The organism is Ponticaulis profundi (assembly GCF_042659465.1).
In the GTDB taxonomy this organism is placed as follows: Bacteria; Pseudomonadota; Alphaproteobacteria; order Caulobacterales; family Hyphomonadaceae; genus Ponticaulis; species Ponticaulis profundi.
On record NZ_JBHSSW010000066.1, the window covers coordinates 554,545 to 580,384 of the forward strand.

Below are 25,840 nucleotides of genomic sequence, written 5' to 3' on the forward strand. Positions count from 1 at the left end.
CTAGCTGATCCACTGAAGCGCGCGCTCCAGCAGCCAGATCGTTCTTTCGTGCAGATTTTCACCAATGTCGCGCGGAACCTGTCCGGCGCAGGCGCGAGCATATGTGCCTTCCTGAATGATACCGAGCTTGTAGCAACCAAGCACACCATACCATTCCGCAGCCCGCACATCGCGCGGCGACAGTTCGCCATATGCCGACACCAGCTCCTGCGGCGATGGGAAACCGTCCCAAGGCGTTACGCCAACCGCGCCAGTACCAAAATCCTCTGCATTCTCTGGCCAGGTCGCGAGAAGCCAGCCTAAATCGACGAGTGGATCTCCGATGGTGGTCAGCTCCCAGTCAATCAGAGCTGCCAGTTTCGATCCATCGAAGCTATAGAGCGTGTTCCCAAGATGCGCATCACCGTGCAGGATACCCGGAATCGTTTGCGCGGGCCGATGCTCATCAAGCCATTTTCCGATCCGGTCTATACCCGGCAATTCTGATCGGCCGTCCCATTGTTCCACATCATCATATGACAATAATTGAGCCTTCCAGCGCGAAACCTGGCGCTGCAGATAGTTATCCGGCTTTCCAAGATCAAAAACGCCAAGCGATTGCGGATCCAACGCGCCCAATTGGGACAGTGCCCGAACCAAAGACAGCCCCATCTCGTGGCGCATTTCACGACTGTGAGCATGGAGCTCGGGCAATCCTTCGACGGGATTGAAACCGTCGACGGCGTTCATGATATAAAAGGCGCTTCCAAGCACGGACACATCCTCACACACGGCTCGAAAAGCGGGATGCGGAACGCTGCTCCGGCTCAAGGCTGACAGCATGCGTGCTTCCCGTCGCATCGTCTCGTTAGAGTTCTTCCGCAGGCTCAGCGGCGGACGCCTTAGAACAAAAGAATCGTCCGGTGTATCGATCCTCACGAGAATATTCTGGGTGCCGCCAGTCAATTGCGTCAGGTCCACATGCCCCCCGGACGCAAGCAATCCCTGCTCTGTCATCCAGTCACAGAGCACCGCCTTGTTGACGCCATCAATCAAGCGCTTCCCCTACGTTATCCTTTTGTTTTATCCTTTTGGATAATAAATAGGCCTTCGAGGAAAAAGCAATAGATGGATTGCACGTGGTCAGACTGAACCCGAAACCAGTATCAGAAGGTGCAGAAAAGCTGAAAGCAGCTGCGCTGAAACTGTTCGCAGAACGCGGCGTCGATGGCGTAACTGTTCGAGAAATAGCGGCCGCGTCTGGCCAGAAGAATCACGCCGCCGTCAGTTACTATTTTGGCTCCAAGGAAGCACTCATTCGAGAGCTCATCATTGAGGGCGCAAGGGTTATAAATGATCGGCGCTGGAAAGCCTTGAACGCGATAGAGGCACGCGACAGCCCGGCAACTCTTCAGGAAATCGTCGATTTACTGATCTATCCAGGGGTGTCCGTCCGTCAGGATCAGGACGAAGAATGCTATAATCGCTTTGTTGTTCTATTGGGCATGTCGCACCGCGACTTCTTCATGGACGTTCTGGGCGGCGAATACAATTCAGGCTATCAGCGCTGCCTTGACCATTTGCGACGCTTCATGACGCACCTTTCGGAAGCCATGGTCACGCAACGACTGCTGTTCATCGGCGCCTATCTTGGCGCGGTGCTGTCAGCTCGTGAATCATTGCTCGCAGACCAGTCGAGACCGCACCCAACCTGGCAAGCCGAAGAAACGCTGAAGCATTTTGCCAGCACCGTGAAAGCAATCATCACAGCGCCAGCAGAAACCGATTAGCGGTTATCGATGAGACGCGTGCGGATGACCTTACCGTCTTCCGTGACGTGGATGCCGCATTCAGTCTTCTCACTATCGCGCCAGCGTCCGGCTCGCGGATCTTCACCTTCGGCGACCGGTGTCGTGCATGTTGCACAACCGATCGACTTATATCCTTGCGCTTCCAGAGGATGGCGCGGAAGGCCATGCTCATTGAAATACGTCTGGATATCGGTCGGCGACCAGTTCGCAAGCGGATTGACCTTCACCTTGCCGTTTGTGTCAGCCTCAAAGATCGGCAGATCTTCGCGGTCGTCATTCTGATAGCGCTTACGCCCGGTGATCCAAGCGTCAAAGCCTTCAAGCGCGTATTCCAGCGGCCGGGTTTTTCGCAGCGCACAACACGCATCATAATCAAGTCCAAACAGATCACCGCGCGGATCCTCAGCGGCAACTTCAGATTCAACCGGCTTCAGAATCCGAACATCCCGCAGTCCCAGAAACTCAATCAACTGGTCACGATATTCCAGTGTCTCCGGAAAATGCTTTTCCGTGTCGAGGAAAAAGATCGGTGTCGCCCGATACACGCGTGACACGAGGTGAAGCAACACGGCTGCTTCCGTACCAAAGGAAGAACTGACAGCGATATGACCAGGAAACTCTTCCAACAGGGCAAGCTTCAGCACACGCTCGGCCTGAATTGTCCGCCATCTTGCGTTCAGGCGAGCGACTTCACCAACGGTGTCGCGTTCGCTTTCCTGAATATCTGTTTTAGCCTCTGCCAACGCGCTCATAACGCACCTTCTCAAATAAAATGACGTCGCACAGCTTAAATGGGGGCCGTGCGCCAGTCTGCCTAATATGCCCATGCGAACAATAAATTGAACGACTGCAAACCAAACCGATCAATTAGTTTTTCTATTCCCTGAGAAGAAGCTCGAAAGGTTTTGGTAAACGCTGCGGTAAGGATAACAATTTCCTTAACAGCTCTTTCAAGCTTGATAATATGTCTGAAGAAGGCGTTATCCCGAGCTTGTTATTTGGTGAACCTCACTTCGCAATCCATTGGGTTTTGTAAATGCGGTTCCAATTCTTTTCCGTCTCTTTGAACGAGAAATCCTTCGCCCAGCCGGCGAATGATGAATGGATTCACGGCCAGACCGACCGCCAGATTCATATGGAAAAACGTGAAAAAGAGGCCGCCTTTTACAACGACCTCTCACAACAATTGAAGCAGAAGCTGCAACTCACCCCGCTGCTGGATTAGGCAGCTTCAGCTTGAGAGAAACTAAAGCTCAAGCTTGTTTTTCAGAATTTCATTCACAGCTTGCGGGTTGGCTTTGCCCTGGCTTGCTTTCATGACCTGACCAACGAACCAGCCAAGCGCTTTCGGTTTGGCATGCCCTTCGGCCTTCTGAGCCTGGACTTGCTCCACCTGCTTCGGGTTGGCTGCAATGATATCATCGACAATCTTTTCGATTGCACCGGTATCAGAGACCTGTTTCAGGCCTTCCTTATCGACGATTTCTGCCGGCGAGCCCTCGCCTGCCCACACCTTGTCAAAAACGGTCTTCGCGATCTTACCGGAAATTTCGCCCGATTTGATCAGGTCCAGTAACTCACCGAGGTGAGCCGCACTAACAGGGCTTTCACCGATGGTGAGGTCTTCCTTATTGAGTCGACCAAACAGTTCGTTGGCAACCCAATTCACCGCCATCTTGCCGTCACGGCCTTTTGCGACGGCTTCGAAATAGTCCGCCTTTTCATAGTCTGACGCCAGAACAGATGCATCGTATGGTGTCAGACCATACTCAGACATGAAGCGGGCTTTCTTTTCGTCCGGCAACTCGGGAAGCGTGGCTTTGATTTCATCCACCCAGGCCTGTTCGATTTCCAGCGGAAGCAGATCCGGGTCCGGGAAGTAACGATAATCATGCGCGTCTTCTTTCGAACGCATGGAACGCGTCTCACCCGTTGTCGTGTCAAACAGGATAGTTTCCTGATCGATCTTCTCGCCACGCTCGAGACGCTCAACCTGATTATTCGCCTCATACTCAATCGCCTGCATGATGAAGCGGAATGAGTTCATGTTCTTGATTTCGCGACGTGTGCCGAGATAGCTGAAATCGCCCGTCTCGATGAATTTGTCATAATTGCCGACTGGGCAAACCGAGACGTTCACATCCGCCCTGAGATTGCCTTTCTCCATGTCACCATCGCTGGTGCCCAGAGCGACAACAATCGCACGGAGTTTGCGCAGATAGGCAGCAGCTTCCTGCGGCGAGCGCAGGTGCGGCATGGAAACGATTTCCATCAGCGCGACGCCGGAACGGTTCAGATCAACATATGTCGCGTTCGGATCGAGATCGTGGATCGACTTACCAGCATCCTGCTCCAGGTGCAGGCGCTCAATACCGACAACGAAATTTGTCTCGTCATCGAGTTCGACTTCAATTTCGCCCTCACCGACGATCGGGAACTGATACTGGGAAATTTGGTAGCCTTGCGGAAGGTCCGGATAGAAATAGTTCTTCCGGTCAAATCGAGACCACAGATTGATCTTCGCATTGAGGCCCAGACCCGTGCGGACAGCCTGTTCCACGCAGCCCTTATTGATCACAGGCAACATACCTGGCATCGCCGCATCGACCAGACTGACATTGCAGTTCGGATCTGCGCCGAAAGCCGTTGGGGCGCCAGAGAACAGCTTTGCATTGCTTGCGACCTGAGCATGGACTTCCATACCCATGACAACTTCCCAGTCGCCGGTTTCACCTTCAATGATATATGGCTTGCGTTCGCTCATTGAATTCGTCTTTCACTTGGCCCGATCTCGTCGGAGGACTGTTCGTCTATCTCTATTTGCGCGCTCAGGCTCTTACAGCCACCAGCGATCCGCTTTTTTCTTGAAGTTTGCTGCTTCTTCGAGCTGCGCTGCCACCTTGAAGCAGGCTTCCTCATCGAGCGCCTTGCCGATCACCTGCAGCCCCATAGGCAAGCCCAGATGATCTGTCGCAACCGGCACAGAAATGCCAGGCAATCCGGCAAGGTTAGCCGTCACCGTGAAGACGTCATTCAGATACATGGTCAGCGGATCGTCAGACAGCTCTCCCAGCGCGAAGGCTGTCGATGGGCTGGTGGGCGTCAGAAGCGCATCAACTTCCTGGAAGACATTCTGGAAGTCTTGCAGAATTTTTGTTCGAACCTTCTGCGCACGCAGATAATACGCATCATAATAACCTGCAGACAGAACATATGTCCCGATCATCAGACGTCGCTGCACTTCAGCACCAAAGCCTTCAGCTCGCGTATTGGAATAGATCGCTGAGAGCCCCTCGCCTTCCTTGCGGACACCGTAACGCATACCGTCATAGCGCGCGAGGTTTGACGACGCCTCTGCAGGTGCAACGATGTAATATGCAGGAAGCGCGTACTTGGTGTGCGGAAGGCTGACATCGACGATCTCGCAACCAGCGTCTTTCAGCCAGTCAATGCCTTGCTGCCAGAGCTTCTCGAGCTCTTCCGGCATGCCTTCAACACGGTACTCTTTCGGCACACCAATCTTCATGCCTTTCACAGGAGCGCCAACCGCCTTCGTCCAGTCTGGTTGTGCAACTTTGAGGGAAGTCGAATCCTTGTCATCATGGCTACACATGACGTTGAGCATCAAAGCCGCATCCTTCACAGACTTTGCAATGGGCCCGGCCTGATCAAGAGATGAAGCAAACGCAACCATGCCATACCGGCTTGCTCGTCCATAAGTCGGCTTGATGCCAACGGTACCAGTCAGACTTGCAGGTTGACGGATCGAACCGCCCGTATCAGAGGCCGTTGCAGCCAGGCATAGGTCAGCCGCAACCGCCGCAGCAGAACCGCCCGAAGACCCACCTGGTGTCAGCTTGGCGTTGTTTCCGTCGTTTCTGCGCCATGGGTTTGTCACGTCACCAAAGCGGGAGGTTTCATTCGACGACCCCATCGCGAACTCGTCCATATTGAGTTTACCCAACATGACGGCGCCTTCGCGCCAGAGGTTCGATGTAACTGTGCTCTCGTAAGGCGGCGTGAACTCGCCCAGAATGCTTGAACACGCGGTCGTGCGAACACCTTCTGTACAGAAAAGATCCTTGATCCCAAGCGGAGCGCCTTCGAGAACACCACCCTCGCCTTTTGCACGGCGCTCATCCGATTGGCGCGCCATTGCGATGGCTTTCTCAGGGAGCTCAGTGACATATGCATTCAGAGAAGGGTTTGCTGCCTCAATCGCTTGAACGAACGCGCTGGTGATTTCCTCAGAAGAAAACTCCTTCGCGTCGAGACCATCCAGGGCCTCAGACAAGGTCAGCGCAGTGAGATCAGTCATTTTGTCTCTTTCTTACATCGAGCACGTTTGCGTCACACCAGATGTGACTCAGCCAGTTCAAATAAACCAGCCGCTTGGTAAGCGTTTCTGCTGCAGAATTTCAAGTGGTGCAAATCGATCCGGCGGATCAATTTTCAATTTCGCTGATGGATCACACAAAAGAAGGCTGCTGATCAGCAATCGACTATTGCGCTTCATCCATTTTCAGAGCGTCTTTGTCCCACTCGTAAATGCCCTTGATCAGGCAAGACGAAGGACCAATGCCGCTGGACTGACCGAGACCAAAAGCGCTGTCAGACACAATCAGTTTGTCGCCCTTTGAGGCGCAGGACATAGATGCGGCGAGACCGATCGACTGTGCTGTGTCGAGATTATAGCAACCGCGATCCACTTCAACGAGATAGGATTTTTTCGGGCTGATCGCCAGCACGACCGTGTCGTCGGTGTTTTCACTGAAGCTGTCTACTGACGAAGCAAAGCACATGTTGGAAACTTCCTCGCCCAGGCGAGGGTCCCCGGCATAGCGCTCGATGCCGCGCGGCTCATCGCTCGACGCGCCGTTTGCAGCGGTTGCACATGCTGACAATAGGAAGACGAGAGCGCCGTACACCATTGGTATAGCTTTATCTCGATGCATTCTGTTTCTCCCGCTCTGGGTTAAATCGACGAAACCACAAAAGGTTCAATCATCCCGCAGAACTGTTCGTGTTATTCTACAACTTTCGGAACCACGAAGAAACCGTCTTCAGACTTTGGCGCATTTGCCAGCACCTTGTCCTGAATGTTCCCATCCGTGATGACGTCCTCACGCATGGGAAGCGATGCTTCAACAACGGAGGTCATAGGCTCAACGCCTTCGACATCGACTTCATTGAGCTGTTCAATCCAATGCAGAATGCCATTGAGTTCGTTGGTCATCGGCGCAACTTTCTCTTCTGGCAGCGCAATCCGGGACAGATTGGCAACTTTTCTTACATCGTCTTTCGTGACGCTCATTCTGAAATCTCCAGTTTGATAGCGGTTTAGGCAGTTCCGCTCATTCAATCAAGTATCGTGACAACTTAATGACAGTCTTAAAGCCCGCCATTTCGTCGCAAATTTTCTGGACCCGGTATGCGGACAGGTATAGCAGACAAACATGGCGATTATTGAACTTTTGCAACTTCCGAACAAAGGCGTGCTTGTCGGTCTTGATCCAGGCACCAAGACGATTGGCGTTGCCGCAAGTGATGCACTTCAATACACCGCCCTGCCGATAGAAACACTCCATCGCGGAAAGAAGCTCGCGCCAACACTGGACGCGCTATTCAGGATTTTTGACGACCGGAACGCAGTCGGTTTTGTGATGGGCCTCCCACTCAATATGGATGGCAGTTCCGGACCGCGCGTTCAGTCCGCCCGCGCACTTGCTCGTCATATTCTCGCAATTCGGGACGTACCCCTCGCATTTCAGGATGAGCGCATGTCGAGCATGAGTGCCGAACGCGCAATGCTGGAAGCTGATCTGTCCCGCGCCAAGCGCGCTGACCATATCGATAAGGCGGCGGCTTCCATTATTCTCCAAACGGCACTCGATACAATCGCAAACGCATCATGACATTTTTGAGTGCCCTGCTGCCGGTGGTCTTTCTGGTCGGCCTGGGCCATTTGCTTGCTCGGCGCGGCTTACCGGGGCCCGATGGCTGGCGCGCGATGGAGCGGCTCTGTTTCACGGTCCTCTTTCCGGCCATGATCATTCTCGTGCTGTCACGCGCCCCCTTTGAGCAGGCACCCTGGAAAATTGCGGTTCCGCTGATGGCAGCCCAGGTCATCCTGGCGAGCACCGGCCTGCTTGCACTACTATGGCCGGGCATCTCCCGCCCCGCCGTCGGCAGCATCATTCAATCAAATTCGCGCTGGAATACTTTCGTCGCGCTCTCACTGACAGGTGTCCTGTTTCAGGAAGAAGGCATCGCGCTCACGTCACTTGCGGCAGCGGTCATGATTCCGATGGCGAACATTCTGTCCGTCACCGCGCTCACGCATTTTGCAGACAGTGAACCGCACCAGAAAAGAAACCCAGTCCTGGAGCTGCTCAGGAACCCCTTAGTGATTGCCTGCATCATTGGCGGAACGTTGAATGCGTTGCACCTCCCGCCGACAGGGCTGATCGAAACAACGCTGGAATTGCTCTCGCAGCCAGCCATCACACTGGGGCTTCTGGCTGCTGGGGCAGGACTAAATCTCGATGCTCTGAAACGCGCTGGCATTCTGACCGTTGTGTGGTCGCTCGTCCGATTGCTCGGGATGCCGGTCGTGGCTGTTCTGATTGCGCATTATGGCTTTGACCTCACTGGTGTACCGCTCGTCGTCGTTGCAATCGCCGCGGCCACACCAACCGCGACAAATGGATATATTCTGGCCAGACAGCTCGGCGGAGACTATCATCTGATGGCTAACCTGATCGCGCTCGAAACGGTACTGGCCATATTCACCATGCCAGCCATTTTGTTCGTTTTCGGTTTGCTGCCATCCTGAAGTGACTTCAGTTGACGTGACGCACGCCGCAGGACTAGTTGAGCAAAACAACCCAGAACGAACGAGTCGAACACGATGTCTTTCAGCTATGAGTTCCCTCATCGACATCTTCTAGGAATTGAAGGCCTGAATCGACTTGATATCGAATGTCTTCTGGATCGCGCCCAGGCCCTGACGACCACGAAGGACCTTGAGCAGAGCCTCGCTGGCAAAACTCTGATCAATCTCTTCTTTGAGAATTCGACACGTACGCAGGCATCTTTCGAAATTTCGGCCAAACGCCTAGGAGCGCATGTCGTGAACATGTCAGTCCAATCGTCATCCATCAAAAAGGGCGAAACACTGGTCGACACAGCCATGACGCTGAACGCCATGTATCCGGACTTGCTGGTTATTCGCCACGGGTCCTCCGGTGCCGTCCGCCTCTTGTCACGAAAGGTCGACTGCGGCGTCGTGAACGCAGGCGATGGCACGCATGAACACCCGACGCAGGCATTGCTCGATGCGCTGACCATACGTCGTCACAAAGGAAGGCTCGAAGGACTTAAGATCGCCATCTGCGGAGATATTCTGCATTCCCGCGTGGCTCGATCAAATGCTATGCTTCTGCATCTCATGGGCGCCGAGGTGCGTCTCGTTGCTCCCCCAACGCTCATGCCTTCGGGATGTGACACCTGGGGCGCACATTCGACACATACGGACATGATTGAAGGCATTTCCGGCTGCGACGTGGTTATGATGCTTCGACTGCAGCTTGAACGCATGCACGGCACCTATCTTCCAAGCAAACGTGAGTTCTTCCAACTCTATGGTCTGGATGAAAGAAAGCTCGCCCATGCAGCACCCGATGCCCTCATCATGCATCCGGGACCGATGAACCGGGGGGTCGAGATAGACAGCGCCCTCACAGAAAGCACCAATAGCGTGATTACGGAACAGGTTTCCATGGGGGTTTTTGTTCGAATGGCGGTGCTGGAAACGCTCTCAAACGTCATTGAGCGTCAGCGTTCCGGAGTGAAGTCATGAAGTTCACGCTCTACAATGCACGCCTCATCGATCCGGCCAGCGAAACGGACATTCTCGGCGGCATCACTGTCGAAGACGACATCATTCAGGACGTGGGACCGCATCTGGCAACCCTCCCGGGCGCAATGTCCAGCGATATCGACTGCAACGGTCATGTGGTCGCTCCGGGGCTGATCGATTTACGCGTCAAAACAGGCGAACCAGGAAGCGAACATCGCGAGACACTGCAGTCGGCCAGTCAGTCCGCTGTCGCAGGGGGCATCACCTCCATGGTGGTTATGCCGGAGACGGATCCTGTAATCGATACTCCAGCACTCGTGGACTATCTGCGGCGCGCAGGCCAGTCGTCGGAGATCCTGAACCACATATACCCAGCCGGAGCCATCAGCGTCGGACTGAAAGGCGAAAGCATGAGCGAAATTGGGCTCATGAAAAAAGCTGGTGCGATTCTCTTTTCGAACGTCGATCAACCGCTCCCATCGACCGGCATGCTTCGTAAGGTCATGCAGTATGCAAAGGGCATGGGCGTCGTTCTGATGTTACGTCCGGATGAACCAAGCCTGGCATCCGGAGTCATGAATGCCGGTGCATTTGCTTCACGCCTGGGCCTCAGCGGTATGGCACCGCACGCCGAATGGATGGGGCTGCAACGCGATCTCATCCTCGCCGAGATGACGGGCGCAAATGTCATCGTCGACCAGATCTCCACAGCGCGCAGCCTTCAAATCATCGAGAATGCGCGAAAGCGGCGCGTGAATTGCGCCGTTAGCGTCGCTGCGCACCACCTGATTTTCAATGAGCTCGATATTGGTGATGGCAGCCAGGATCCACGAAAGGCCTATCTGACCTATTGTAAGGTTAATCCACCATTCCGGGCCGAAGACGACCGCCTGGCAATGATTGAAGGCATCAGATCCGGTCAGATTGACTGCGTGACATCAGCTCACGATCCGCAGCCGCCAGAAGAAAAACGCTTGCCGTTCGAGGAAGCGAGCTTTGGAGCTGCCGGCCTAGAAACACTCCTTTCGGCGCTGACATCGGTCGTGGCTGAACCTGAATATGAATTGTCCCTGATGGATGCGCTAAGAACAGTAACTATCGCCCCGGCGGAGCTGCTTGGCCTGCCACAAGGACGCCTGGAAACCGGTCGTCCAGCCGATATTGTGCGATTTAATCCGGATACGCCGTGGAAATGCACGCGAGACCACTTAAGGTCGCGATCCCGAAATTCTCCATTTGACGGACGCCTGATGACAGGGCAAGTCCAGCAGACATTTGTATCAGGTCAGTGTGTCTTTGACCGATTGAAGGCGTAAATCATGGATGGATCTACTTCATCACTGCTGTACCTCAGCGCTGTAATAGTCGGCTACCTGTTAGGGTCCATCCCGTTTGGCCTTGTCATTATTCGCATGGCTGGTCTCGGAGACATCCGGACCATTGGTTCCGGCAATATCGGCGCGACAAACGTGCTGCGCACAGGACGTAAGGACCTTGCTGCCGCGACTTTCTTACTGGATTCCGGTAAAGCGGGCCTGGCTGCCCTGATCTTCATGTTCGCCGTCTCATCGCTCAATCCGCCAATTGCGCTGCTGGCTGGTGCGTCGGCCCTGATCGGCCACTGCTTTCCGATCTGGCTAGGGTTCAAAGGTGGTAAAGGCGTCGCGACCTACGCCGGACTTCTGTTTGCCGGGGCATGGCCGCTAGGGATTTTCGCCGCGATTTCATGGCTCAGCATTGCATTTCTGTTTCGGCGTTCCTCTCTGGCGGCGCTTGCAACTGCCGTATTGGTCCCGATTGTTGGCTGGGCACTCGGGTATACAGGCACCGAAATCTGCATTCTCCTGATTTTGACGCTTGTTGTTTTCTGGCGCCACAAAGAGAACATCAAACGCCTGCTTGATGGCACGGAACCCAAAATTGGCGGAAAGAAATCAGAAGCCAAATGACAGCCTGGGATGCGGATCGATTTGCCCGTCTGAGACTGGCAAGAACAAACGGCATTGGCCCGCTGACCTTTAGACAATTGATTTCACAATACGGCAGCGCAACGGAAGCTGTGACGCGATACCCAGAGCGTGTGAAGCGCGCTGGCCAATCCGGCCATTTGCTCGCCCCAGATCGCAAGATCGAACAGGAAATCGATCGAACAGAACGCTATGGTGCGACCATCCTTTTCGAAACAGATGAAGCATACCCGGCACTGTTTCGCGCGCTATCTCACCCACCGCCCGTGATCACATGTTTCGGACGGATTGATCTTTTGGCGTCGGAATGTGTCGCCATGGTTGGTTCGCGAAACGCCTCTGCCGCAGCAATCCGACAAGCACATGATCTGGCGCGGGATTTAGGCCAGTCTGGATGGACCGTTGTGTCAGGCCTCGCCCGGGGCGTTGATACGGCCTGCCACAAAGGTTCTCTGGCAACCGGAACGATTGCTGTCATCGCCGGTGGAATTGATAATGTGTACCCGGCTGAGAACAAATCACTCTATGAAGCTGTAGCGCGAGACGGTCTCATAATAAGCGAAGCACCATTTGGACTTGAACCAAAGGCCCGTGATTTTCCGAGGCGCAACCGGCTGATAACAGGACTTTCTCACGGCGTCGTGGTCGTTGAAGCTGCCAAACGGTCCGGTTCTCTGATTTCCGCTAGGACCGCGCTGGAACAAGGCCGTGAAGTGATGGCGATTCCCGGCTCACCGCTTGACCCCCGCACACAGGGCTCGAATGGCCTCATCAGATCCGGCGCAACGCTCGTCGAAAATGCCGAACATGTCATTGAAGCGATAGCCCCAATGATTCTGCCGCGTCAGAGTGATTTGTTTGCCGAAGCCTCTCTGGAGACAGATGACGCTGAGGATGCGCCAGTCCACGTGGAGGATCAGCAACGACTATTGGAACTGCTTTCACCAACCCCAACCAGTCTTTCCGATCTCGCCGTCGCCAGTCAGCTCCCGGTCCGGATCTGCGCAATCCACCTTGTTGAGCTAGAACTTGCTGGACATGCGATTTCTCTGCCCGGCGGACTCGTTCAGAGAGCAGTTTAATTAAAATCCAGAAATACCGTGGTTTACCATCAACATTCCGCCAAATTTTGTGCTCTAACTCACGACTAAGCCTTTTTTCCCGCGAACGATATGTATAACCACGTGTAAGAGAGTATGGAGGCGACGCTCGTGCCCAAATTTCACATGTTAGCTGTTTCGGCACTGGCCCTGTCTGTTGCCCCCGTGGTCGCAGCGCAACAAGCCGAAGCAGATAAGGTGTATCTTGAGGCTGACGTCCTGATCGACAATCAGCAAAATCAGGAAATGATCGCAGAAGGCAATGTCGTCGCCCGCTATGGGGATCGTCAGCTCAGCGCCGATCGCGTCATATATTCACTCGATACCAAGAAAGTCCGTGCCATTGGCAATGTCCGTATTCAGGATCCGGATGGCACTGTTCGCTTTTCCGATGAAATCGAGGTGGACGACACACTTGGTTCGGGCGTTGCGGCTGAATTCTCTGCACAATTGCCGGATAATGCGCTCGTCGCGGCTCGCACGGCGACCCGTACCGAAAACGGCTCAAACATGCTTGAACGCGCGATCTATACTGCCTGCGATGTGTGCGAAGAAAACGACTATACACCCACTTGGTCGCTCCGGGCTCGCAAGGCTGTACAAAACGCCGAAACAGGCATGATCTCCTATCAGGACACGGTCTTTGAACTCAAAGGCGTCCCGATTTTCTATATGCCCTACTTTGCTCACCCGGACCCAACGCTTGAACGCAAATCCGGTTTTCTATTTCCGAAACCAGGCTCTTCATCCAAGCTTGGCTTCGTTTACGAGCAACCTTACTACTGGGCAATCTCACCTTATCAGGATGTCATCGTTGAGCCGCGCATTCACACCAAGGTGAATCCGACACTGGGACTCGAATACCGTAAGCGGTTCTGGTCAGGCTCTCTGACAGCCGACCTGTCTCTCGCCTATGACTATGAGTTCGATAGCAATGGTGATCGTATACAGTATGATCAAAATTATAATGTCATCGAAGAACCTGAGAATTTCACGGGACCTCTGATTCCAAGTGAGGAATCTCTTCGAAGCCATATTTTCGCGGAAGGTGGCTTCATCATCAACGAAGACTGGCGCTGGGGCTTTTCTGCCGAGCGCGTGACTGACGACCTCTATCTACGCCGATACGACATCTCCGGCGAAAATGAAAAACGCGGCCTTTACGACACAGAACAAAAACGCCTGCTCAGCCAGATCTATGCCGTCCGTCAGACGAAATCCTCATATTTCGACGTCGCGACGTTCTCCGTACAGGGACTCCGTCCGGGAGATGATGACGATGAGTTTGGCGTCGTCACCCCGCTCGCGTTTGCTGAACAGAATCTCGATTTCGGAAAGTATGGTCTCGTTACATTTCAGGGGCTGACTTCTATTCTGAATCGCGCGGAAGGCGATGACACACGCCGCGTCACTGCAAGTGCTCAATGGGAAAACAGTTACGTCGCCCCGGCTGGCTTGATATTTGAACCGCAAGCAAAATTGCGGACTGACTATTACGACTACTACCTGGAAGGAACCGGGACGACGGACACCGTCGAAGACCGTACAACCCGCAATGTCGGGATGGTGGCCGCAACTGCGCGCTGGCCGCTGATCAACCGGACGTCATTCGCAAACATCTATGTCGAGCCGATCGCCATGGTTGCGTATAGCGAATCAAGCATCGAGAACGGCACACTCCCGAACGAAGACTCGACCTTCTACGAATACACGCTCGATATGGCCTTCGAGCCCGACCCATTTGCGACCAGCGACCTGATTGAGACCGGCACAAGGCTCGCAGCCGGAGTGCGCTCTCGTGCTGACTTCAACAATAATCTAAGCCTGAACGGTGTGGTCGCGAGGCGCTGGAAATCTGAGGATGACGATAGCTTCTCACGTGCCAGCAATCTATCTCAGACTGAGTCCGACTACCTCGTCGGAAGCGGTCTCAGCTTTGGGAATGTGTTCTCGATCGAATCAAATTTCCGGTTGGACGAAGACTTCACGCTGCAGAGAACGGAGCTGCGCAGCAGCTTGGAATACTGGCGTCTACAGGCCGGGGTCACTTATTTCGAGTTGTCTGACGATCTCTCTGATAGCCAGATCAGAAACATCGGTAGTGAAGGCATTCAGATCCAGGGCGCTTTCGATGTAACCAAAAACATCAAGCTCATGTATTCGCAGATTCGCAATATCGAAACGCAAGAACGCCGGCGTGAAGCTATTGGCGTCGAATTCTACGACGATTGCGGCTTCATACGGCTAACTTGGAGCGAGTCCGATATCAGCGATCGGGGCGTTGGCGACTCCGGGGCTCTTAAGATTGCGTTCGGGCTTCGAACACTCGGCAATCTCGCTGGCGACCAGTTTGATTGACGCAACCCTTCTGCAAGTTCATGTGACATCTTATTGATCCCCGTGATAACTGCCCTATGGTGGCGCAAACTGTCAGTCGGCAGATCTGGAGTGAGTATTTTATGATTGGTATTCGGGCATCCCTCATCGCAATCGCAGCTGCGACGTGTTCTGGTAGCGCGATCGCGCAGGACCTTGCCCTTGGACCACAGGCAGAAGCTGCAGTTGCTGAAGACCCTCAAGCCCGTCTTCTCGGCGGTGTGGCGGCTGTCGTAAATGACGAAGTGATTTCGATCTCGGATGTCGCGCAACGGGCGCGACTGTTGCTCATCACGCTTGGCGTCCCAGCCAACCAGGAAAATTTGCAGCAAGCTCTTCCACGCGCACTGGAGGAGCTGATTGAAGAGCGGCTGCAATTGCAGAAGGCCGCCGAATACGAACTCGAAATCAGTGATGAAGCTATTGAGTCTGCCGTTGCTGATATTGCCTCTTCGAACCAGTCGACGGTTCAACAGCTGTATGACACGCTGCGCCAGTCAGGTGTGAACCCGACCACGCTTCAGGATCAGATGCGTGCAGAGATTGCGTGGCAACGGATCATGGGCGGCCTTTATGGCCAGCGCATTCGTATCTCCCGCGGTCAGATCGACAATATGCTCAATCGGTTGAGCCAGAGCGCGACAGAGGAACGCTATCAGCTGGCGGAAATCTTCCTCTACGCACCGACAGAAGCTGACAAACAACAGATCCTCGAGGGCGCTGGCGTTATCATCGAGCAACTTGGCCAAGGTGCCCGCTTTCAACTGGCCGCCCAGCAGTACTCAAACGCGCCATCGGCAGCCGTTGGCGGCGACCTCGGTTGGGTTTCCCCTGCGGAACTTGAGCCAGAAGCACGAGAAGTCATTGAGAACACCACACCACCTGCGCTCACGCCGCCAATCCTGGTCGAGGATGGCGTCTATATCTACGCCGTACGCGGCAAGCAGGATGGCGCCGATGAAGCGTTTGAGGTTTCCCTCCGGCAGATTCTGAGCACGGGTAGCGGCGCTGCGCTGAATGCTCTGGCCCTAGAACAACCGGGTTGTGATCAGCTCGAATCCATTGCTAACGCCGATGACGGCCTTGTATATGCAGATCTGGGTGTCGTTCCAGAGAATGCCCTGACGGCTGAAGTACGTGCCGCAATCGACGGCGTTCCCGTTGGCCGTGCCAGCAGCGTTCTGAATACGCCAAATGGTGAGGCTGTTCTGTTTGTTTGCGACCGTCAGGCTGCTGGCCTGCAACTTCCATCGCGCAGCCAGATTGAGGACCGTCTGTACAACCAGCAAATTTCAATGCTCAGTCAGCGTGACCTGAGAGACCTGAAGCGTGAAGCGACCATCATCCGGCGATAAGCCGCTTGTCCTGACACAAGGCGACCCGGCAGGTGTCGGTATTTTGACCACTCTGAACGCCTGGCCCGTGCTCCGGGAAAGCCGTCATCTGGCTTTGTATTTACGCGGAGACACCAAAGTCTTCCAGGACACTGCTCGGCGTTTTTCATGCAAAACACCGATCGTCGAAATCGGACACCCTGATGAGGCATGTGTCGCCTTTCGAGATGGCCTTCCCATCATACCATCCGGCGAGACACTCGACATTACACCGGGAAAGGCAGACCCGCGGTCCGCCGCGGGAATTATCACGTCTATCAAACAGGCCGTGGGCGATGTCTGGGATGGCCATGCGAGCGCTGTGGTTACAAATCCCATTTCGAAAAATTTGCTCTACGCCGCCGGCTTCAAATTCCCCGGTCACACAGAATTTCTTGCACACCTTGCTGGAGAACTTACGAATGGGCCCGCACCTCTCCCGATCATGATGCTGGTCGGTGGGGGGCTGAAGGTCGCGCTTGCAACAATTCATATCCCTCTCATGACGGTCGCTGCTCATTTGACGCAAGATTTGCTTCATGAGGTCTGCGAAATTACGGTTGATGCGCTGAAGCATGATTTTGGAGTCGAAACGCCCGTGCTCGGCGTATGCGGACTAAACCCGCATGCAGGTGAAGCTGGCACAATCGGCTCTGAAGATGAAGATGTTATCGTTCCGGTTATCGAGCAGTTTAAAGCGCGCGGCCTATCCGTTGTCGGACCTCGCCCCGGTGATACGATTTTTCATGAATCACTGAACGGCGCATATGATGGTGTTGTGGCCATGTATCACGATCAGGGGCTGATCCCGGTAAAAACACTCGACATCTGGGGCGGCGTGAATGTAACCCTCGGCCTCCCTTTTGTTCGAACGTCACCTGATCACGGCACGGGCTATGACGCTGCTGCTCAGGGAAAAGTTCGTTGTGAAAGTTTGATTTCTGCCATCAAACTCGCCAAAAGCATGGCTCAGAACAGATCAAAGCAGACCTGACATATGACCAATCCATCGGAACCGGAACTCCTGCGCGCAGATGCTGACAAGCGCCTTGGCCAGCACTTCCTGTTCGATCCAGATATCCTCCGACGCACAGCACTTGCCGCCGGACCGGTAAAAGATCGTCACGTGATAGAAGTAGGGCCCGGCCCCGGAGGCCTAACCCGTGCCTTGTTACGTGAAGGTGTTACGAAACTGGTCTCTGTCGAAATGGATGACCGCTTTGCGGATGCCTTGGAGCAATGGCCGGAGACACAAACCGGAAGGTTCGCTGTTGAGCGCGGTGACGCTACGAAGATGGACTGGAATGCACTGATCGAGCGTCACGATCTCAAGCCGCCAGTTATGATCATTGCAAATTTGCCTTACAATGTCGGCACACCGCTTCTGGTCGACTGGCTTACGAAAGCGGACTGGGCTGGCGAAATGGCATTGATGTTCCAAAAGGAAGTCGCCCAGCGCATCTGCGCGAGACCCGATACAAATCACTACGGACGTCTTGCGGTTCTGGCACAAGCTGTTTCGAAAACACGTATTGCATTTGTGCTTCCACCCGGCGCTTTCAAACCGCCGCCCAAGGTTGCCTCTGCCGTCGCCATCCTGACGCCTCTGCCGCCAGAAGATCGGTTCGATGATATTGAAGCGTTGCAAAAAGTGGCTGCAGCGGCATTTGGCCAGAGGCGAAAAATGCTTCGAGCCAGTCTCAAAGGCATCTTGCCGTCAGGACTTCAAGCCGAAGAGCTGCTGACAAGCGTAGACATTGATCCGAAACGGCGAGCAGAAACGCTATCGCAGGCAGAATTCCGGAAACTCACCAAAGCCTGGGCCGGCGCTCAGCAATCATCCAGCAATTGCTGAACCAGAGGCTCCAGATCAAGCTGTCTGAGACGTTTCTGGCGCTCGGTCAGCAGGATCCGTTCCAGCTCATCAAATGCCTGCTCGACGTCCGTATTGACGATCACGTAATCATAACGCCGCCAATGTCGGATTTCGTTCTGAGCACCTGCCATCCGATGAGCCGTTTTCTCTGGTGTTGACCCCGGCCTCTGCTCAAGGCGGCTGCGGAGCGCCTCAATGCTCGGGGGGAGCACAAAGACAGAAACGACATCATTTGGCATCTGATCGTGAATGGCATCTGCGCCCTGCCAGTCGACATCAAAGATTACGTCCTGACCAGCTGCGAGTTGCTCTTCGACCTGATCACGCGGTGTACCATAGAAATGATCAAAGACCTTTGCCCACTCGAGAAACGCGCGCTTGCCAATCATGCTCTCGAATTTTGCATGATCCACAAAGTGGTAATGGACGCCATCTTCCTCGCCAGGACGTGGGTCCCGCGTGGTCGCTGATACGGAAAGTACAATTTCCGGATAGCGCTCCATCAACATGCGCGAAAGCGTCGTCTTGCCTGCACCCGACGGGCTGGAAATCACGAGCATCAATCCACGACGGTTAGAAGCTTTACTCGACATTGGCCGCCTGTTCCTTGAATTGATCGATCAGAGTTTTCAGTGCCAGCGAGTGACGTGTCATCTCAAGGCTGGCTGATTTGCTGCCAAGCGTATTCGCCTCACGTAGCAATTCCTGAGACAGGAAATCGAGCTTGCGTCCGACCGGCTTGTCTGAAGCCAGCAATCGACCGGCCTCGTCAAAGTGGGCATTCAAACGGTCTAATTCTTCTGTCACATCTGCTTTGGTGATGAGGACCGCAACTTCCTGTTCCAGACGCTCCTGATTAAGGGCGTGATCGTCCAGAACAGCAGCAACTTTATCATGCAGACGTGCTTGCATCATGGCAGGCTGAGCGTCAGCCGTATGCTTCGCGCCCCTCACCTCTTCGGCCATATCGAGCACGACACGCGCTAAGATCGTACTGAGCGCTTCACCTTCTCGATCCCGTGCGTCTTTCAACTGTTCGATTGCCTGATCAATGGACTGCAGGATTGCCTCGCCAATCTTGCCATCAGGTGCGACGCTCAAAGTACTCTTTTCACTGCTCAGCACACCGCGAAAATTCAGCAGATCTGATGCTGACGTCGCGCCAGGCATTCCGTTGGCCCGGTCCATGATACGTGCTCTGCGCGACAGCGCATTAAGCAACTTCGTATCGACGCGCAGAGAACTCGCATCAGAGCGTTCCCGCACCTGAAGCGACGCCTGAAGGTTGCCACGCGCGAACGCGTTCTTGAACGCACTGCGGATAGGTTGCTCCAGCGCCTCACAGCCCTGAGACAAATGCAACCGAACATCCAGACCGCGCCCGTTCACGGATTTGACCTCAAAAACCCAGCTTGCCGATTCACTTTCGCCTGTCATGCTGGCGAAGCCCGTCATACTCGAAACCATCACTATCCCCCATTGGCCTCACGTCGGTCGCGCTCTATTCGACGCCATTTTGCAACATTGCGCAAATGCTCTGCATATGTCCGCGAGAACGCATGCCCGCCTGTCCCATCCGCAACAAAAAAGAGATATTCAGATTCCGCTGGCTGCAGAACGGCTCGTAAGGCAGCTGCACTTGGATTGCAAATAGGCGTGGGTGGCAAACCCGCAATAAAATACGTGTTATAAGGCGTTTCGCGGTTCTTCTCTGACAGATAAATACCGCGCTGAACCTCTTCGCCATTTACAACACGCGTCAGGCGTTCGCCTTTGGAAATCCCATAAATGATCGTCGGATCGCTTTCGAGGCGCATGCCGCGATTCAGGCGGTTGATGAAGACGCCTGCAACGAGGTCATCATCCTTGATACCGCCTGTTTCTTTCTCAACGATCGAAGCAAGAATGATCGCTTCGTCTCTGGACGAAATGGGCAGCCCCTCCTGACGCGTGGGCCAGATGTCGTCAAGCAGGTTACGTTGTGCGTTGATCAGCCGGTTGACGACCTCTTCACGCGTGGTGCCACGGACGAAATGGTAGGTGTCTGGGAGAAAAGCGCCCTCTGCAGGCGCTGCCGGCATGTCACCCGTCAGAAACTCAGCCTCTTCGATAACGCGCATGGCCTGGGCGATCGTGGCTCCCTCGATCACCTGAACGGCATGAAGAATGACTTTTCCAGATTCGAGAAGGTCCAGAATGTCGACCATACTAGCATCCGCAGGGATTTCGTATTCACCAGCCTTAATACCATCCTGCTTGTCCGTGAAGCGAGCTGCCAAGCGGAACAGTCGCGCATCCGAGACGAGCCCGACATCTTCGAGCTGCTGACCAATGCGGATAACGCCCGAGCCCCGCTCGATCAGAACGATCTGATCTTCACCGCCAGCGGCTGGCCCTTCCATGTGGATTTGCTGCTGAAACCAGAAGAATGCACCGCCGATCACAGCGCCAGCCAGCACTATTAAAATGAAAAGGGCCACCAAAGCCCTGGTGACCCATTTCATATCGTCTCTCCGGGAATCACGTCAGCGACCCCTAAGCGTTAGTCGTCTACCCGGCCCATAACAAGCGCGGCATTTGTACCACCAAAGCCAAAGGAGTTTGACAGAGCGTATTTGATGTCGCGCTTCTTCGATACCAGCGGTGTCAGATCGATATCGCTCTTAAAGCTCGGTTCTTCGAGATTGAGCGTTGGCGGGATCTGACCGTGCTTGATTGCAAGCGCGGTAAACGCGCCCTCAACGGCACCTGCCGCGCCAAGCAAGTGGCCGATCGATGACTTCGTTGATGACAGAGAAAGCCCCTTCACGGACTCTCCGAACAGGCGCTCAATCGCACGAACTTCGATCTCATCGCCAACGGGCGTGGAAGTGCCGTGCGTGTTGACATAGTCGATATCCGCTGGCGTGAGTCCTGCATGACGGAGCGCCATCTGCATGGCGCGGAAACCACCATTACCGTCCTCTGGTGGAGACGTTATGTGGTGCGCGTCACCAGACAGGCCATACCCGAGCACTTCAGCGTAAATCTTCGCTCCGCGGGCCTTGGCATGTTCGTATTCTTCCAGCACGAGAACACCAGCGCCTTCACCGAACAGGAAGCCATCGCGGTCCTTGTCGTATGGGCGAGACGCGCGCTCTGGCTCGTCGTTGAATTTTGTCGAAAGCGTTTTTGCTGCAGCAAAGCCTGCAACAGCAAGGCGACAAAGAGAGCCTTCCGTTCCGCCCGCGACCATAACGTCTGCGTCACCATACTGGATGAGACGCGCAGAATCGCCGATCGCGTGAGCGCCGGTTGCACAAGCTGTGACAACCGAGTGATTCGGTCCTTTAAAGCCATGCTTGATGGACACCTGACCCGAGCACAGATTGATCAGGGCGCTTGGAATGAAGAACGGGCTGACTTTGCGCGGGCCGCCCTGTTCCAGAATTTTCGTTGTTTCAGCAATTTCCGGAAGTCCACCAATACCTGAACCGATGAGCACACCGGTCATATATTTGTCTTCTTCCGTTTCCGGAACCCAGCCGGAATCCGCAATCGCTTCTTCAGCCGCAGCCATGCCGTAGACAATAAACTCACCTACGCGACGACGTTCTTTGGCCGACCCCACACGGTCTGGATCGAAAGCGTCAGGGTCACCCTCACCGCCACCGCGACCTGAGGTCCAAGGCACCTGCGCAGCAATTTTGCACGGCAGGTCGTCAGTATCGAACAAGTCGATTTTCTGAGCACCTGAGCGTCCCTCAATCAGACGTGACCAACTCGCTTCGCGATTACCCGCAAGAGGAGTGACCAGACCAATACCTGTTATGACAACCCGCCGCATAAAACGCTTACCCTTGTGTCTTTTTGATCTCTGTTACAGCATCGCCGACCGTACGGATGTTTTCCTGCACTTCGTCTTCGATTTCGATGCCGAACTCTTCTTCAAATGCCATTACAAGCTCGACGAGGTCGAGGCTGTCTGCGCCGAGGTCATCGATGAAGCTTGCAGATTCGGTAACCGCATCTGCTTCAACTTCCAGATTCTCGACTACGATCTTCTTCACTCGATCGAATACGTCAGACATGGGCTTTTCCTTCTCATATTGAAGCGATTTGTTTTGTTTGTTTCACTCAAGATCAGCTTGCGTGTTGCGCCGCTAGCACAGACGGCTCGGTTTGACCAATAGCTTTAGTCACTTCATGTGACCAGAGATTTTGGTCAGATCATGACCATCCCACCATTTACGTGAAGCGTTTGTCCCGTGACATAAGCCGCTTCATCACTCGAAAGATAAACGCAAGCAGAGGCGATGTCAGCACCTGAACCGAGACGTGCAGACGGAATAGATTTCAACAGCGCTTCTTTCTGCTGCTCAGGAAGCTCATCGGTCATCGGCGACTCAATGAAGCCCGGCGCAACACAGTTTGCTGTGATTCCACGGCTCGCAACTTCCTGCGCCATAGACTTGGTAAAGCCGATCATGCCGGCCTTTGATGCCGCATAGTTGGTCTGGCCCGGATTACCCATGACACCCACAATCGACGTGATCCCGATGATACGGCCGGAGCGACGTTTCATCATCCCACGCAGGCACGCTTTGGAAAGCGCAAAATAAGCCTTCAGATTGACGTTCAGGATGGTATCCCAGTCATCTTCCTTCATACGCATGAGAAGACCGTCGCGGGTCAGGCCCGCATTGGAAATCATGATGTCGAGCGGACCGAATTCTTTCTCAACCGTCGGCACGAGGTTTCCGACCGATTCAAAATCCGAAAGATTGCACGGTGCGATAAATGTCTCGCCCGGAAGTGTAGAAGCAACCTCTTCCAGAACCGCTTCTCGCGTTCCACTCAGCGCAACACGCGCGCCCTGCTGAGACAGCGCGAGAGCAATTGATTTACCGATACCACCCGAAGCACCGGTCACCAGTGCCGTTTTACCTGAAAGATCGAACATGCGATCTCCTTCCATTTCCCAATGCGCCTAAATCGAGTTGGCGAATTTCTCAAGTTCTTCCGGCGTGCCAAGCGTCACACCATTGATCGCTTTCGCCGTCCGGCGATTCATGACGCTCAGCACCTTGCCAGCGCCGCACTCAACCATGGTCGTGATACCTTCCGCGGCCATCGCCTCGACACTCTCGCGCCAACGGACGCGGGCCGTCACCTGCTCAACAAGCAGTTTGCGAATGCTGTCGACGTCGCTTACCGGGGCAGCCGTTACATTCGCATACACTGGAATAGACGGTGCTGTCAGAGCGACGTTTGCGAGCGCCGCCTCCATTGCATCGGCGGCTGGCTGCATCAGGCTGCAGTGAAAGGGTGCACTCACAGGCAAGAGGACACCTTTTTTAATGCCATTGTCCTTTGCCCACGCAATCGCGCCTTCGACAGCCGCTTTCGCGCCAGATATGACCACCTGACCAGGCGCATTGTCATTTGCGACTTCACATACGCCGTCTGCGGCGTCACATGCTGCTTCTGCTTGTTCAATAGTCGCTCCGAGCAGCGCAGCCATTGCGCCATCCCCCGGCGCAACCGCTTTTTGCATCGACTCTCCACGAAAACGGAGCAATTTCGCAGCATCACCAATACTCAGCGCGCCAGCTGCAGCGAGCGCCGAATACTCGCCAAGGGAGTGGCCGGAGACGTATTTGCCGCTCGCTATTTTAACACCGAATTCGGCTTCTAGCGCACGAACTGCGGCGAGACTGACCGCCATAAGTGCAGGCTGTGTATTTGCCGTGAGTTTCTGATCTTCTTCAGACCCATTCCAGATCAGATCTGAAAATGACTCACCCAAGGCTTCATCAATTTCTTCGAAAACGGCTTTTGCACTACCAAAGGTATCAGCGAGCTCTTTGCCCATGCCGACAAACTGCGCGCCCTGTCCTGGAAAAATAAAAGCTGTCTGTTCCATCCGACGTTTCATCCCAACTCGATTTGATGAATTGCCTAATCAGTGTTGGCGCACAAGACAAGCACTTGCAATTTCCGCAATTTTGAGGTTTAAGCGCCGCTTGATCGAAATGCGGCCTGTTTCAATGGTTGAATCAGGGCCATCGTTTATTGTCTCCCTTGCCAATAAGCGCCGCATTTCAAGCAAAGGGTAAAACATGGCTTTTTACGAACACGTGTTCGTGGCGCGCCCAGATATTTCGCCTCAACAGGTGGAAGCACTGGTCGAAGATATCACGAAAATCATCGAAACTGAAAACGGCAAAGTTGGCAAATCCGAATACTGGGGTCTGCGCAACCTGGCGTATCCGATCAACAAGGTCCGCAAAGGTCACTATTCTCTTCTGAATATTAATGCACCTGCTGCAGCAATTCAGGAACTCGACCGCCGCCTGCGCATCAATGACGACGTCATGCGTCACATGACGATCCGCGTTGAAGAGCTCTCTGAAGAGCCTTCTCCGATCATTGCTCGCAAAGACCGCGACGATCGTCGTCGTAAAGACTAAGGGGAGGACGTCATGTCTAAAGCTGGAAAACTGAATATTTCCAACCTGCCGGCTCGTCGTCCTTTTGGTCGTCGCCGCAAAGTCTGCCCGTTCTCCGGTGAAAATGCACCGCAGATCGATTATAAAGACGTGAAACTGCTGCAGCGTTACATCTCCGAAAAAGGCAAGATTGTTCCTGCTCGCATCACGGCTGTCAGCCAGAAGAAACAGCGCAAGCTCGCACAAGCCATCAAACGTGCTCGTGTCCTCGCTCTGCTTCCGTTCAGCGTGCAGTAAGGAGAAAAACCAATGCAAGTTATTCTTCTTGAACGCGTCGAAAAACTGGGAACAATCGGTGACGAAGTTGAAGTCCGCAACGGCTTTGCTCGTAACTTCCTGATCCCACAGGGCAAAGCACTTCTCGCAACAGCGACGAACCGTGCACGCTTTGAAGCTGAGCGCGCTGAAATCGAAGCTCGTAACGAGCAAGCGAAACAGGAAGCGGCAGCTTCAGGTGAGTCTCTGAACGGCCTCACCTTCACTATGATCCGTCAGGCGAGTGAAAACGGGCAACTGTTTGGTTCCGTGACTGCGCGCGACATCTCTGAATCTGCTGCTGAAGCAGGCCAGAAAGTTGAAAAGCGTCAGGTGCTTCTGGATGGTCCAATCAAGACCATCGGTTTGCATGAAGTGACAATCCGCCTTCACCCAGAAGTCACGGTCTCCGTCACTGTAAACATTGCACGCTCTGAAGACGAAGCGGAGCGTCAGGCTGCTGGTGAAAACGTTGTTGAAACAGCGCTCGCTGAACAACGTGCTGATCAGGAAGCCCAGGCATCTGAAATGGCTGCAGTTGCAGCGGAAGTTGCTGCTGAGCGCGGTCCTTCAGAAGACGAGTAAGTCTTTTTTTCGAAATTCTGAAAAAAAGCCGCATGCCAGCATGCGGCTTTTTTTTGTGCCTGAGACCTGCGGACAACTCGCCGCACCCATTTCACTAAATTCTGTACTGTTTTTAAGAGTCCCTACACTGAATACGTTTACCCCTTAACCAAAACAACAAAGGATT

General features: G+C 54.2%; 28 protein-coding genes. 15 read left to right on the forward strand and 13 right to left on the reverse strand.

All coding sequences use genetic code 11. From position 1 onward, the window contains the following. Positions 1 to 996 (reverse strand): phosphotransferase family protein, encoded by a 996-nt coding sequence (locus tag ACFQDM_RS18545; protein ID WP_377382506.1) that lies wholly within the window; start codon positions 994 to 996, stop codon positions 1 to 3. Between the two features lie 122 nt (positions 997 to 1,118). On the opposite strand from ACFQDM_RS18545, the gene ACFQDM_RS18550 reads away from it, so the two are divergent. Next, the gene (locus tag ACFQDM_RS18550) at positions 1,119 to 1,769 is read left to right on the forward strand and encodes a TetR/AcrR family transcriptional regulator (RefSeq protein WP_377381978.1); all 651 of its coding nucleotides are present in this window, start codon (positions 1,119 to 1,121) and stop codon (positions 1,767 to 1,769) included. Here the strand turns inward: ACFQDM_RS18550 and ACFQDM_RS18555 are convergent. After that, the gene (locus ACFQDM_RS18555) at positions 1,766 to 2,542 is read right to left on the reverse strand and encodes a phosphoadenylyl-sulfate reductase (RefSeq protein ID WP_377381980.1); all 777 of its coding nucleotides are present in this window, start codon (positions 2,540 to 2,542) and stop codon (positions 1,766 to 1,768) included. The two genes, ACFQDM_RS18550 and ACFQDM_RS18555, sit on opposite strands and share 4 nt — an antisense overlap. A gap of 284 nt (positions 2,543 to 2,826) precedes the next feature. On the opposite strand from ACFQDM_RS18555, the gene ACFQDM_RS18560 reads away from it, so the two are divergent. After that, positions 2,827 to 3,015 carry a hypothetical protein gene (locus ACFQDM_RS18560; RefSeq protein WP_377381982.1) on the forward strand — a complete coding sequence of 63 codons (189 nt, stop codon included), beginning with the start codon at positions 2,827 to 2,829 and terminating at the stop codon, positions 3,013 to 3,015. Positions 3,016 to 3,036: 21 nt separating this feature from the next. Here ACFQDM_RS18560 and gatB read toward each other — a convergent pair whose 3' ends face one another. From gatB to gatC, 4 genes are all read right to left on the reverse strand, one after another. Continuing rightward, a complete protein-coding gene (gene gatB / locus ACFQDM_RS18565; protein WP_377381985.1) occupies positions 3,037 to 4,554 on the reverse strand; it encodes an Asp-tRNA(Asn)/Glu-tRNA(Gln) amidotransferase subunit GatB in 1,518 nt (505 codons plus the stop codon). A gap of 72 nt (positions 4,555 to 4,626) precedes the next feature. Then, positions 4,627 to 6,108 carry an Asp-tRNA(Asn)/Glu-tRNA(Gln) amidotransferase subunit GatA gene (gatA, locus tag ACFQDM_RS18570; protein WP_377381987.1) on the reverse strand — a complete coding sequence of 494 codons (1,482 nt, stop codon included), beginning with the start codon at positions 6,106 to 6,108 and terminating at the stop codon, positions 4,627 to 4,629. Between the two features lie 184 nt (positions 6,109 to 6,292). After that, positions 6,293 to 6,745: a DUF6491 family protein gene (locus ACFQDM_RS18575; RefSeq protein ID WP_377381990.1), complete on the reverse strand. Its 453-nt coding sequence runs from the start codon at positions 6,743 to 6,745 to the stop codon at positions 6,293 to 6,295. 71 nt (positions 6,746 to 6,816) lie between these two features. Further along, positions 6,817 to 7,104: an Asp-tRNA(Asn)/Glu-tRNA(Gln) amidotransferase subunit GatC gene (gatC, locus tag ACFQDM_RS18580; RefSeq protein ID WP_377381993.1), complete on the reverse strand. Its 288-nt coding sequence runs from the start codon at positions 7,102 to 7,104 to the stop codon at positions 6,817 to 6,819. Between the two features lie 142 nt (positions 7,105 to 7,246). Here gatC and ruvX point away from each other — a divergent pair, with 142 nt between their 5' ends. The 10 genes from ruvX to rsmA all read left to right on the forward strand — a co-directional run bounded on the left by ruvX (position 7,247) and on the right by rsmA (position 18,322). Beyond that, positions 7,247 to 7,705: a Holliday junction resolvase RuvX gene (gene ruvX / locus ACFQDM_RS18585; RefSeq protein ID WP_377381995.1), complete on the forward strand. Its 459-nt coding sequence runs from the start codon at positions 7,247 to 7,249 to the stop codon at positions 7,703 to 7,705. Further along, positions 7,702 to 8,625 (forward strand): AEC family transporter, encoded by a 924-nt coding sequence (locus tag ACFQDM_RS18590; RefSeq protein ID WP_377381998.1) that lies wholly within the window; start codon positions 7,702 to 7,704, stop codon positions 8,623 to 8,625. Before ruvX ends, ACFQDM_RS18590 begins: the two co-directional genes overlap by 4 nt. 75 nt (positions 8,626 to 8,700) lie before the next feature. Beyond that, the gene (locus tag ACFQDM_RS18595; RefSeq protein ID WP_377382001.1) at positions 8,701 to 9,651 is read left to right on the forward strand and encodes an aspartate carbamoyltransferase catalytic subunit; all 951 of its coding nucleotides are present in this window, start codon (positions 8,701 to 8,703) and stop codon (positions 9,649 to 9,651) included. Continuing rightward, positions 9,648 to 10,967 (forward strand): dihydroorotase, encoded by a 1,320-nt coding sequence (pyrC, locus tag ACFQDM_RS18600; protein ID WP_377382004.1) that lies wholly within the window; start codon positions 9,648 to 9,650, stop codon positions 10,965 to 10,967. Before ACFQDM_RS18595 ends, pyrC begins: the two co-directional genes overlap by 4 nt. Before the next feature lie 3 nt (positions 10,968 to 10,970). Then, positions 10,971 to 11,600, forward strand: a complete 630-nt coding sequence (plsY, locus tag ACFQDM_RS18605) for a glycerol-3-phosphate 1-O-acyltransferase PlsY (protein WP_377382006.1) — start codon at positions 10,971 to 10,973, stop codon at positions 11,598 to 11,600. Next, positions 11,597 to 12,700 carry a DNA-processing protein DprA gene (dprA, locus tag ACFQDM_RS18610; protein ID WP_377382008.1) on the forward strand — a complete coding sequence of 368 codons (1,104 nt, stop codon included), beginning with the start codon at positions 11,597 to 11,599 and terminating at the stop codon, positions 12,698 to 12,700. The genes plsY and dprA overlap by 4 nt, the downstream gene beginning before the upstream one ends. Positions 12,701 to 12,844: 144 nt before the next feature. Continuing rightward, positions 12,845 to 15,076 (forward strand): LPS-assembly protein LptD, encoded by a 2,232-nt coding sequence (locus ACFQDM_RS18615; protein WP_377382011.1) that lies wholly within the window; start codon positions 12,845 to 12,847, stop codon positions 15,074 to 15,076. Between the two features lie 101 nt (positions 15,077 to 15,177). Then, positions 15,178 to 16,449: a peptidylprolyl isomerase gene (locus ACFQDM_RS18620; RefSeq protein WP_377382013.1), complete on the forward strand. Its 1,272-nt coding sequence runs from the start codon at positions 15,178 to 15,180 to the stop codon at positions 16,447 to 16,449. Further along, on the forward strand, positions 16,424 to 17,461 hold the full coding sequence (gene pdxA / locus ACFQDM_RS18625; protein ID WP_377382016.1) for a 4-hydroxythreonine-4-phosphate dehydrogenase PdxA: 1,038 nt from the start codon (positions 16,424 to 16,426) through the stop codon (positions 17,459 to 17,461). Before ACFQDM_RS18620 ends, pdxA begins: the two co-directional genes overlap by 26 nt. 3 nt (positions 17,462 to 17,464) lie before the next feature. Beyond that, positions 17,465 to 18,322 (forward strand): 16S rRNA (adenine(1518)-N(6)/adenine(1519)-N(6))-dimethyltransferase RsmA, encoded by an 858-nt coding sequence (rsmA, locus tag ACFQDM_RS18630; RefSeq protein WP_377382018.1) that lies wholly within the window; start codon positions 17,465 to 17,467, stop codon positions 18,320 to 18,322. Here the strand turns inward: rsmA and gmk are convergent. From gmk to fabD, 7 genes are all read right to left on the reverse strand, one after another. Beyond that, positions 18,298 to 18,936 carry a guanylate kinase gene (gmk, locus tag ACFQDM_RS18635; protein ID WP_377382021.1) on the reverse strand — a complete coding sequence of 213 codons (639 nt, stop codon included), beginning with the start codon at positions 18,934 to 18,936 and terminating at the stop codon, positions 18,298 to 18,300. The genes rsmA and gmk overlap by 25 nt on opposite strands. Then, on the reverse strand, positions 18,926 to 19,810 hold the full coding sequence (locus ACFQDM_RS18640; protein ID WP_377382024.1) for a YicC/YloC family endoribonuclease: 885 nt from the start codon (positions 19,808 to 19,810) through the stop codon (positions 18,926 to 18,928). The genes gmk and ACFQDM_RS18640 overlap by 11 nt, the downstream gene beginning before the upstream one ends. 2 nt (positions 19,811 to 19,812) lie before the next feature. Continuing rightward, positions 19,813 to 20,847 (reverse strand): endolytic transglycosylase MltG, encoded by a 1,035-nt coding sequence (gene mltG / locus ACFQDM_RS18645; RefSeq protein WP_377382027.1) that lies wholly within the window; start codon positions 20,845 to 20,847, stop codon positions 19,813 to 19,815. A 38-nt stretch (positions 20,848 to 20,885) separates the two neighbouring features. Next, positions 20,886 to 22,169, reverse strand: a complete 1,284-nt coding sequence (gene fabF, locus ACFQDM_RS18650; protein ID WP_377382030.1) for a beta-ketoacyl-ACP synthase II — start codon at positions 22,167 to 22,169, stop codon at positions 20,886 to 20,888. Between the two features lie 7 nt (positions 22,170 to 22,176). After that, on the reverse strand, positions 22,177 to 22,413 hold the full coding sequence (locus tag ACFQDM_RS18655) for an acyl carrier protein (protein WP_377382033.1): 237 nt from the start codon (positions 22,411 to 22,413) through the stop codon (positions 22,177 to 22,179). A 134-nt stretch (positions 22,414 to 22,547) separates the two neighbouring features. Then, the gene (gene fabG / locus ACFQDM_RS18660; protein ID WP_377382036.1) at positions 22,548 to 23,285 is read right to left on the reverse strand and encodes a 3-oxoacyl-[acyl-carrier-protein] reductase; all 738 of its coding nucleotides are present in this window, start codon (positions 23,283 to 23,285) and stop codon (positions 22,548 to 22,550) included. Between the two features lie 27 nt (positions 23,286 to 23,312). Further along, positions 23,313 to 24,248 carry an ACP S-malonyltransferase gene (gene fabD, locus ACFQDM_RS18665; protein WP_377382039.1) on the reverse strand — a complete coding sequence of 312 codons (936 nt, stop codon included), beginning with the start codon at positions 24,246 to 24,248 and terminating at the stop codon, positions 23,313 to 23,315. A 196-nt stretch (positions 24,249 to 24,444) separates the two neighbouring features. Between fabD and rpsF the strand changes: the two genes are divergently transcribed. The 3 genes from rpsF to rplI are packed head-to-tail and all read left to right on the forward strand — an operon-like array spanning position 24,445 to position 25,674. Then, complete coding sequence (gene rpsF, locus ACFQDM_RS18670) at positions 24,445 to 24,795, forward strand: 30S ribosomal protein S6 (RefSeq protein ID WP_377382042.1); 351 nt, start codon at positions 24,445 to 24,447, stop codon at positions 24,793 to 24,795. Between the two features lie 12 nt (positions 24,796 to 24,807). After that, positions 24,808 to 25,071 (forward strand): 30S ribosomal protein S18, encoded by a 264-nt coding sequence (gene rpsR / locus ACFQDM_RS18675; protein WP_377382044.1) that lies wholly within the window; start codon positions 24,808 to 24,810, stop codon positions 25,069 to 25,071. Positions 25,072 to 25,083: 12 nt separating this feature from the next. Beyond that, positions 25,084 to 25,674 carry a 50S ribosomal protein L9 gene (gene rplI, locus ACFQDM_RS18680; RefSeq protein WP_377382047.1) on the forward strand — a complete coding sequence of 197 codons (591 nt, stop codon included), beginning with the start codon at positions 25,084 to 25,086 and terminating at the stop codon, positions 25,672 to 25,674. The last annotated feature ends 166 nt before the right edge of the window (positions 25,675 to 25,840 follow it).

Coding starts and splice junctions, on each gene's coding strand:
- ACFQDM_RS18545 (WP_377382506.1), bottom strand. CDS start 996: ATGACAGAGCAGGGATTGCTTGCGTCCGGGGGGCATGTGGACCTGACG.
- ACFQDM_RS18555 (WP_377381980.1), bottom strand. CDS start 2,542: ATGAGCGCGTTGGCAGAGGCTAAAACAGATATTCAGGAAAGCGAACGC.
- ACFQDM_RS18560 (WP_377381982.1), top strand. CDS start 2,827: ATGCGGTTCCAATTCTTTTCCGTCTCTTTGAACGAGAAATCCTTCGCC.
- gatB (WP_377381985.1), bottom strand. CDS start 4,554: ATGAGCGAACGCAAGCCATATATCATTGAAGGTGAAACCGGCGACTGG.
- gatA (WP_377381987.1), bottom strand. CDS start 6,108: ATGACTGATCTCACTGCGCTGACCTTGTCTGAGGCCCTGGATGGTCTC.
- ACFQDM_RS18575 (WP_377381990.1), bottom strand. CDS start 6,745: ATGCATCGAGATAAAGCTATACCAATGGTGTACGGCGCTCTCGTCTTC.
- gatC (WP_377381993.1), bottom strand. CDS start 7,104: ATGAGCGTCACGAAAGACGATGTAAGAAAAGTTGCCAATCTGTCCCGG.
- ruvX (WP_377381995.1), top strand. CDS start 7,247: ATGGCGATTATTGAACTTTTGCAACTTCCGAACAAAGGCGTGCTTGTC.
- ACFQDM_RS18590 (WP_377381998.1), top strand. CDS start 7,702: ATGACATTTTTGAGTGCCCTGCTGCCGGTGGTCTTTCTGGTCGGCCTG.
- ACFQDM_RS18595 (WP_377382001.1), top strand. CDS start 8,701: ATGTCTTTCAGCTATGAGTTCCCTCATCGACATCTTCTAGGAATTGAA.
- pyrC (WP_377382004.1), top strand. CDS start 9,648: ATGAAGTTCACGCTCTACAATGCACGCCTCATCGATCCGGCCAGCGAA.
- plsY (WP_377382006.1), top strand. CDS start 10,971: ATGGATGGATCTACTTCATCACTGCTGTACCTCAGCGCTGTAATAGTC.
- dprA (WP_377382008.1), top strand. CDS start 11,597: ATGACAGCCTGGGATGCGGATCGATTTGCCCGTCTGAGACTGGCAAGA.
- ACFQDM_RS18615 (WP_377382011.1), top strand. CDS start 12,845: ATGTTAGCTGTTTCGGCACTGGCCCTGTCTGTTGCCCCCGTGGTCGCA.
- ACFQDM_RS18620 (WP_377382013.1), top strand. CDS start 15,178: ATGATTGGTATTCGGGCATCCCTCATCGCAATCGCAGCTGCGACGTGT.
- rsmA (WP_377382018.1), top strand. CDS start 17,465: ATGACCAATCCATCGGAACCGGAACTCCTGCGCGCAGATGCTGACAAG.
- gmk (WP_377382021.1), bottom strand. CDS start 18,936: ATGTCGAGTAAAGCTTCTAACCGTCGTGGATTGATGCTCGTGATTTCC.
- ACFQDM_RS18640 (WP_377382024.1), bottom strand. CDS start 19,810: ATGGTTTCGAGTATGACGGGCTTCGCCAGCATGACAGGCGAAAGTGAA.
- mltG (WP_377382027.1), bottom strand. CDS start 20,847: ATGAAATGGGTCACCAGGGCTTTGGTGGCCCTTTTCATTTTAATAGTG.
- fabF (WP_377382030.1), bottom strand. CDS start 22,169: ATGCGGCGGGTTGTCATAACAGGTATTGGTCTGGTCACTCCTCTTGCG.
- ACFQDM_RS18655 (WP_377382033.1), bottom strand. CDS start 22,413: ATGTCTGACGTATTCGATCGAGTGAAGAAGATCGTAGTCGAGAATCTG.
- fabG (WP_377382036.1), bottom strand. CDS start 23,285: ATGTTCGATCTTTCAGGTAAAACGGCACTGGTGACCGGTGCTTCGGGT.
- fabD (WP_377382039.1), bottom strand. CDS start 24,248: ATGGAACAGACAGCTTTTATTTTTCCAGGACAGGGCGCGCAGTTTGTC.
- rpsF (WP_377382042.1), top strand. CDS start 24,445: ATGGCTTTTTACGAACACGTGTTCGTGGCGCGCCCAGATATTTCGCCT.
- rpsR (WP_377382044.1), top strand. CDS start 24,808: ATGTCTAAAGCTGGAAAACTGAATATTTCCAACCTGCCGGCTCGTCGT.
- rplI (WP_377382047.1), top strand. CDS start 25,084: ATGCAAGTTATTCTTCTTGAACGCGTCGAAAAACTGGGAACAATCGGT.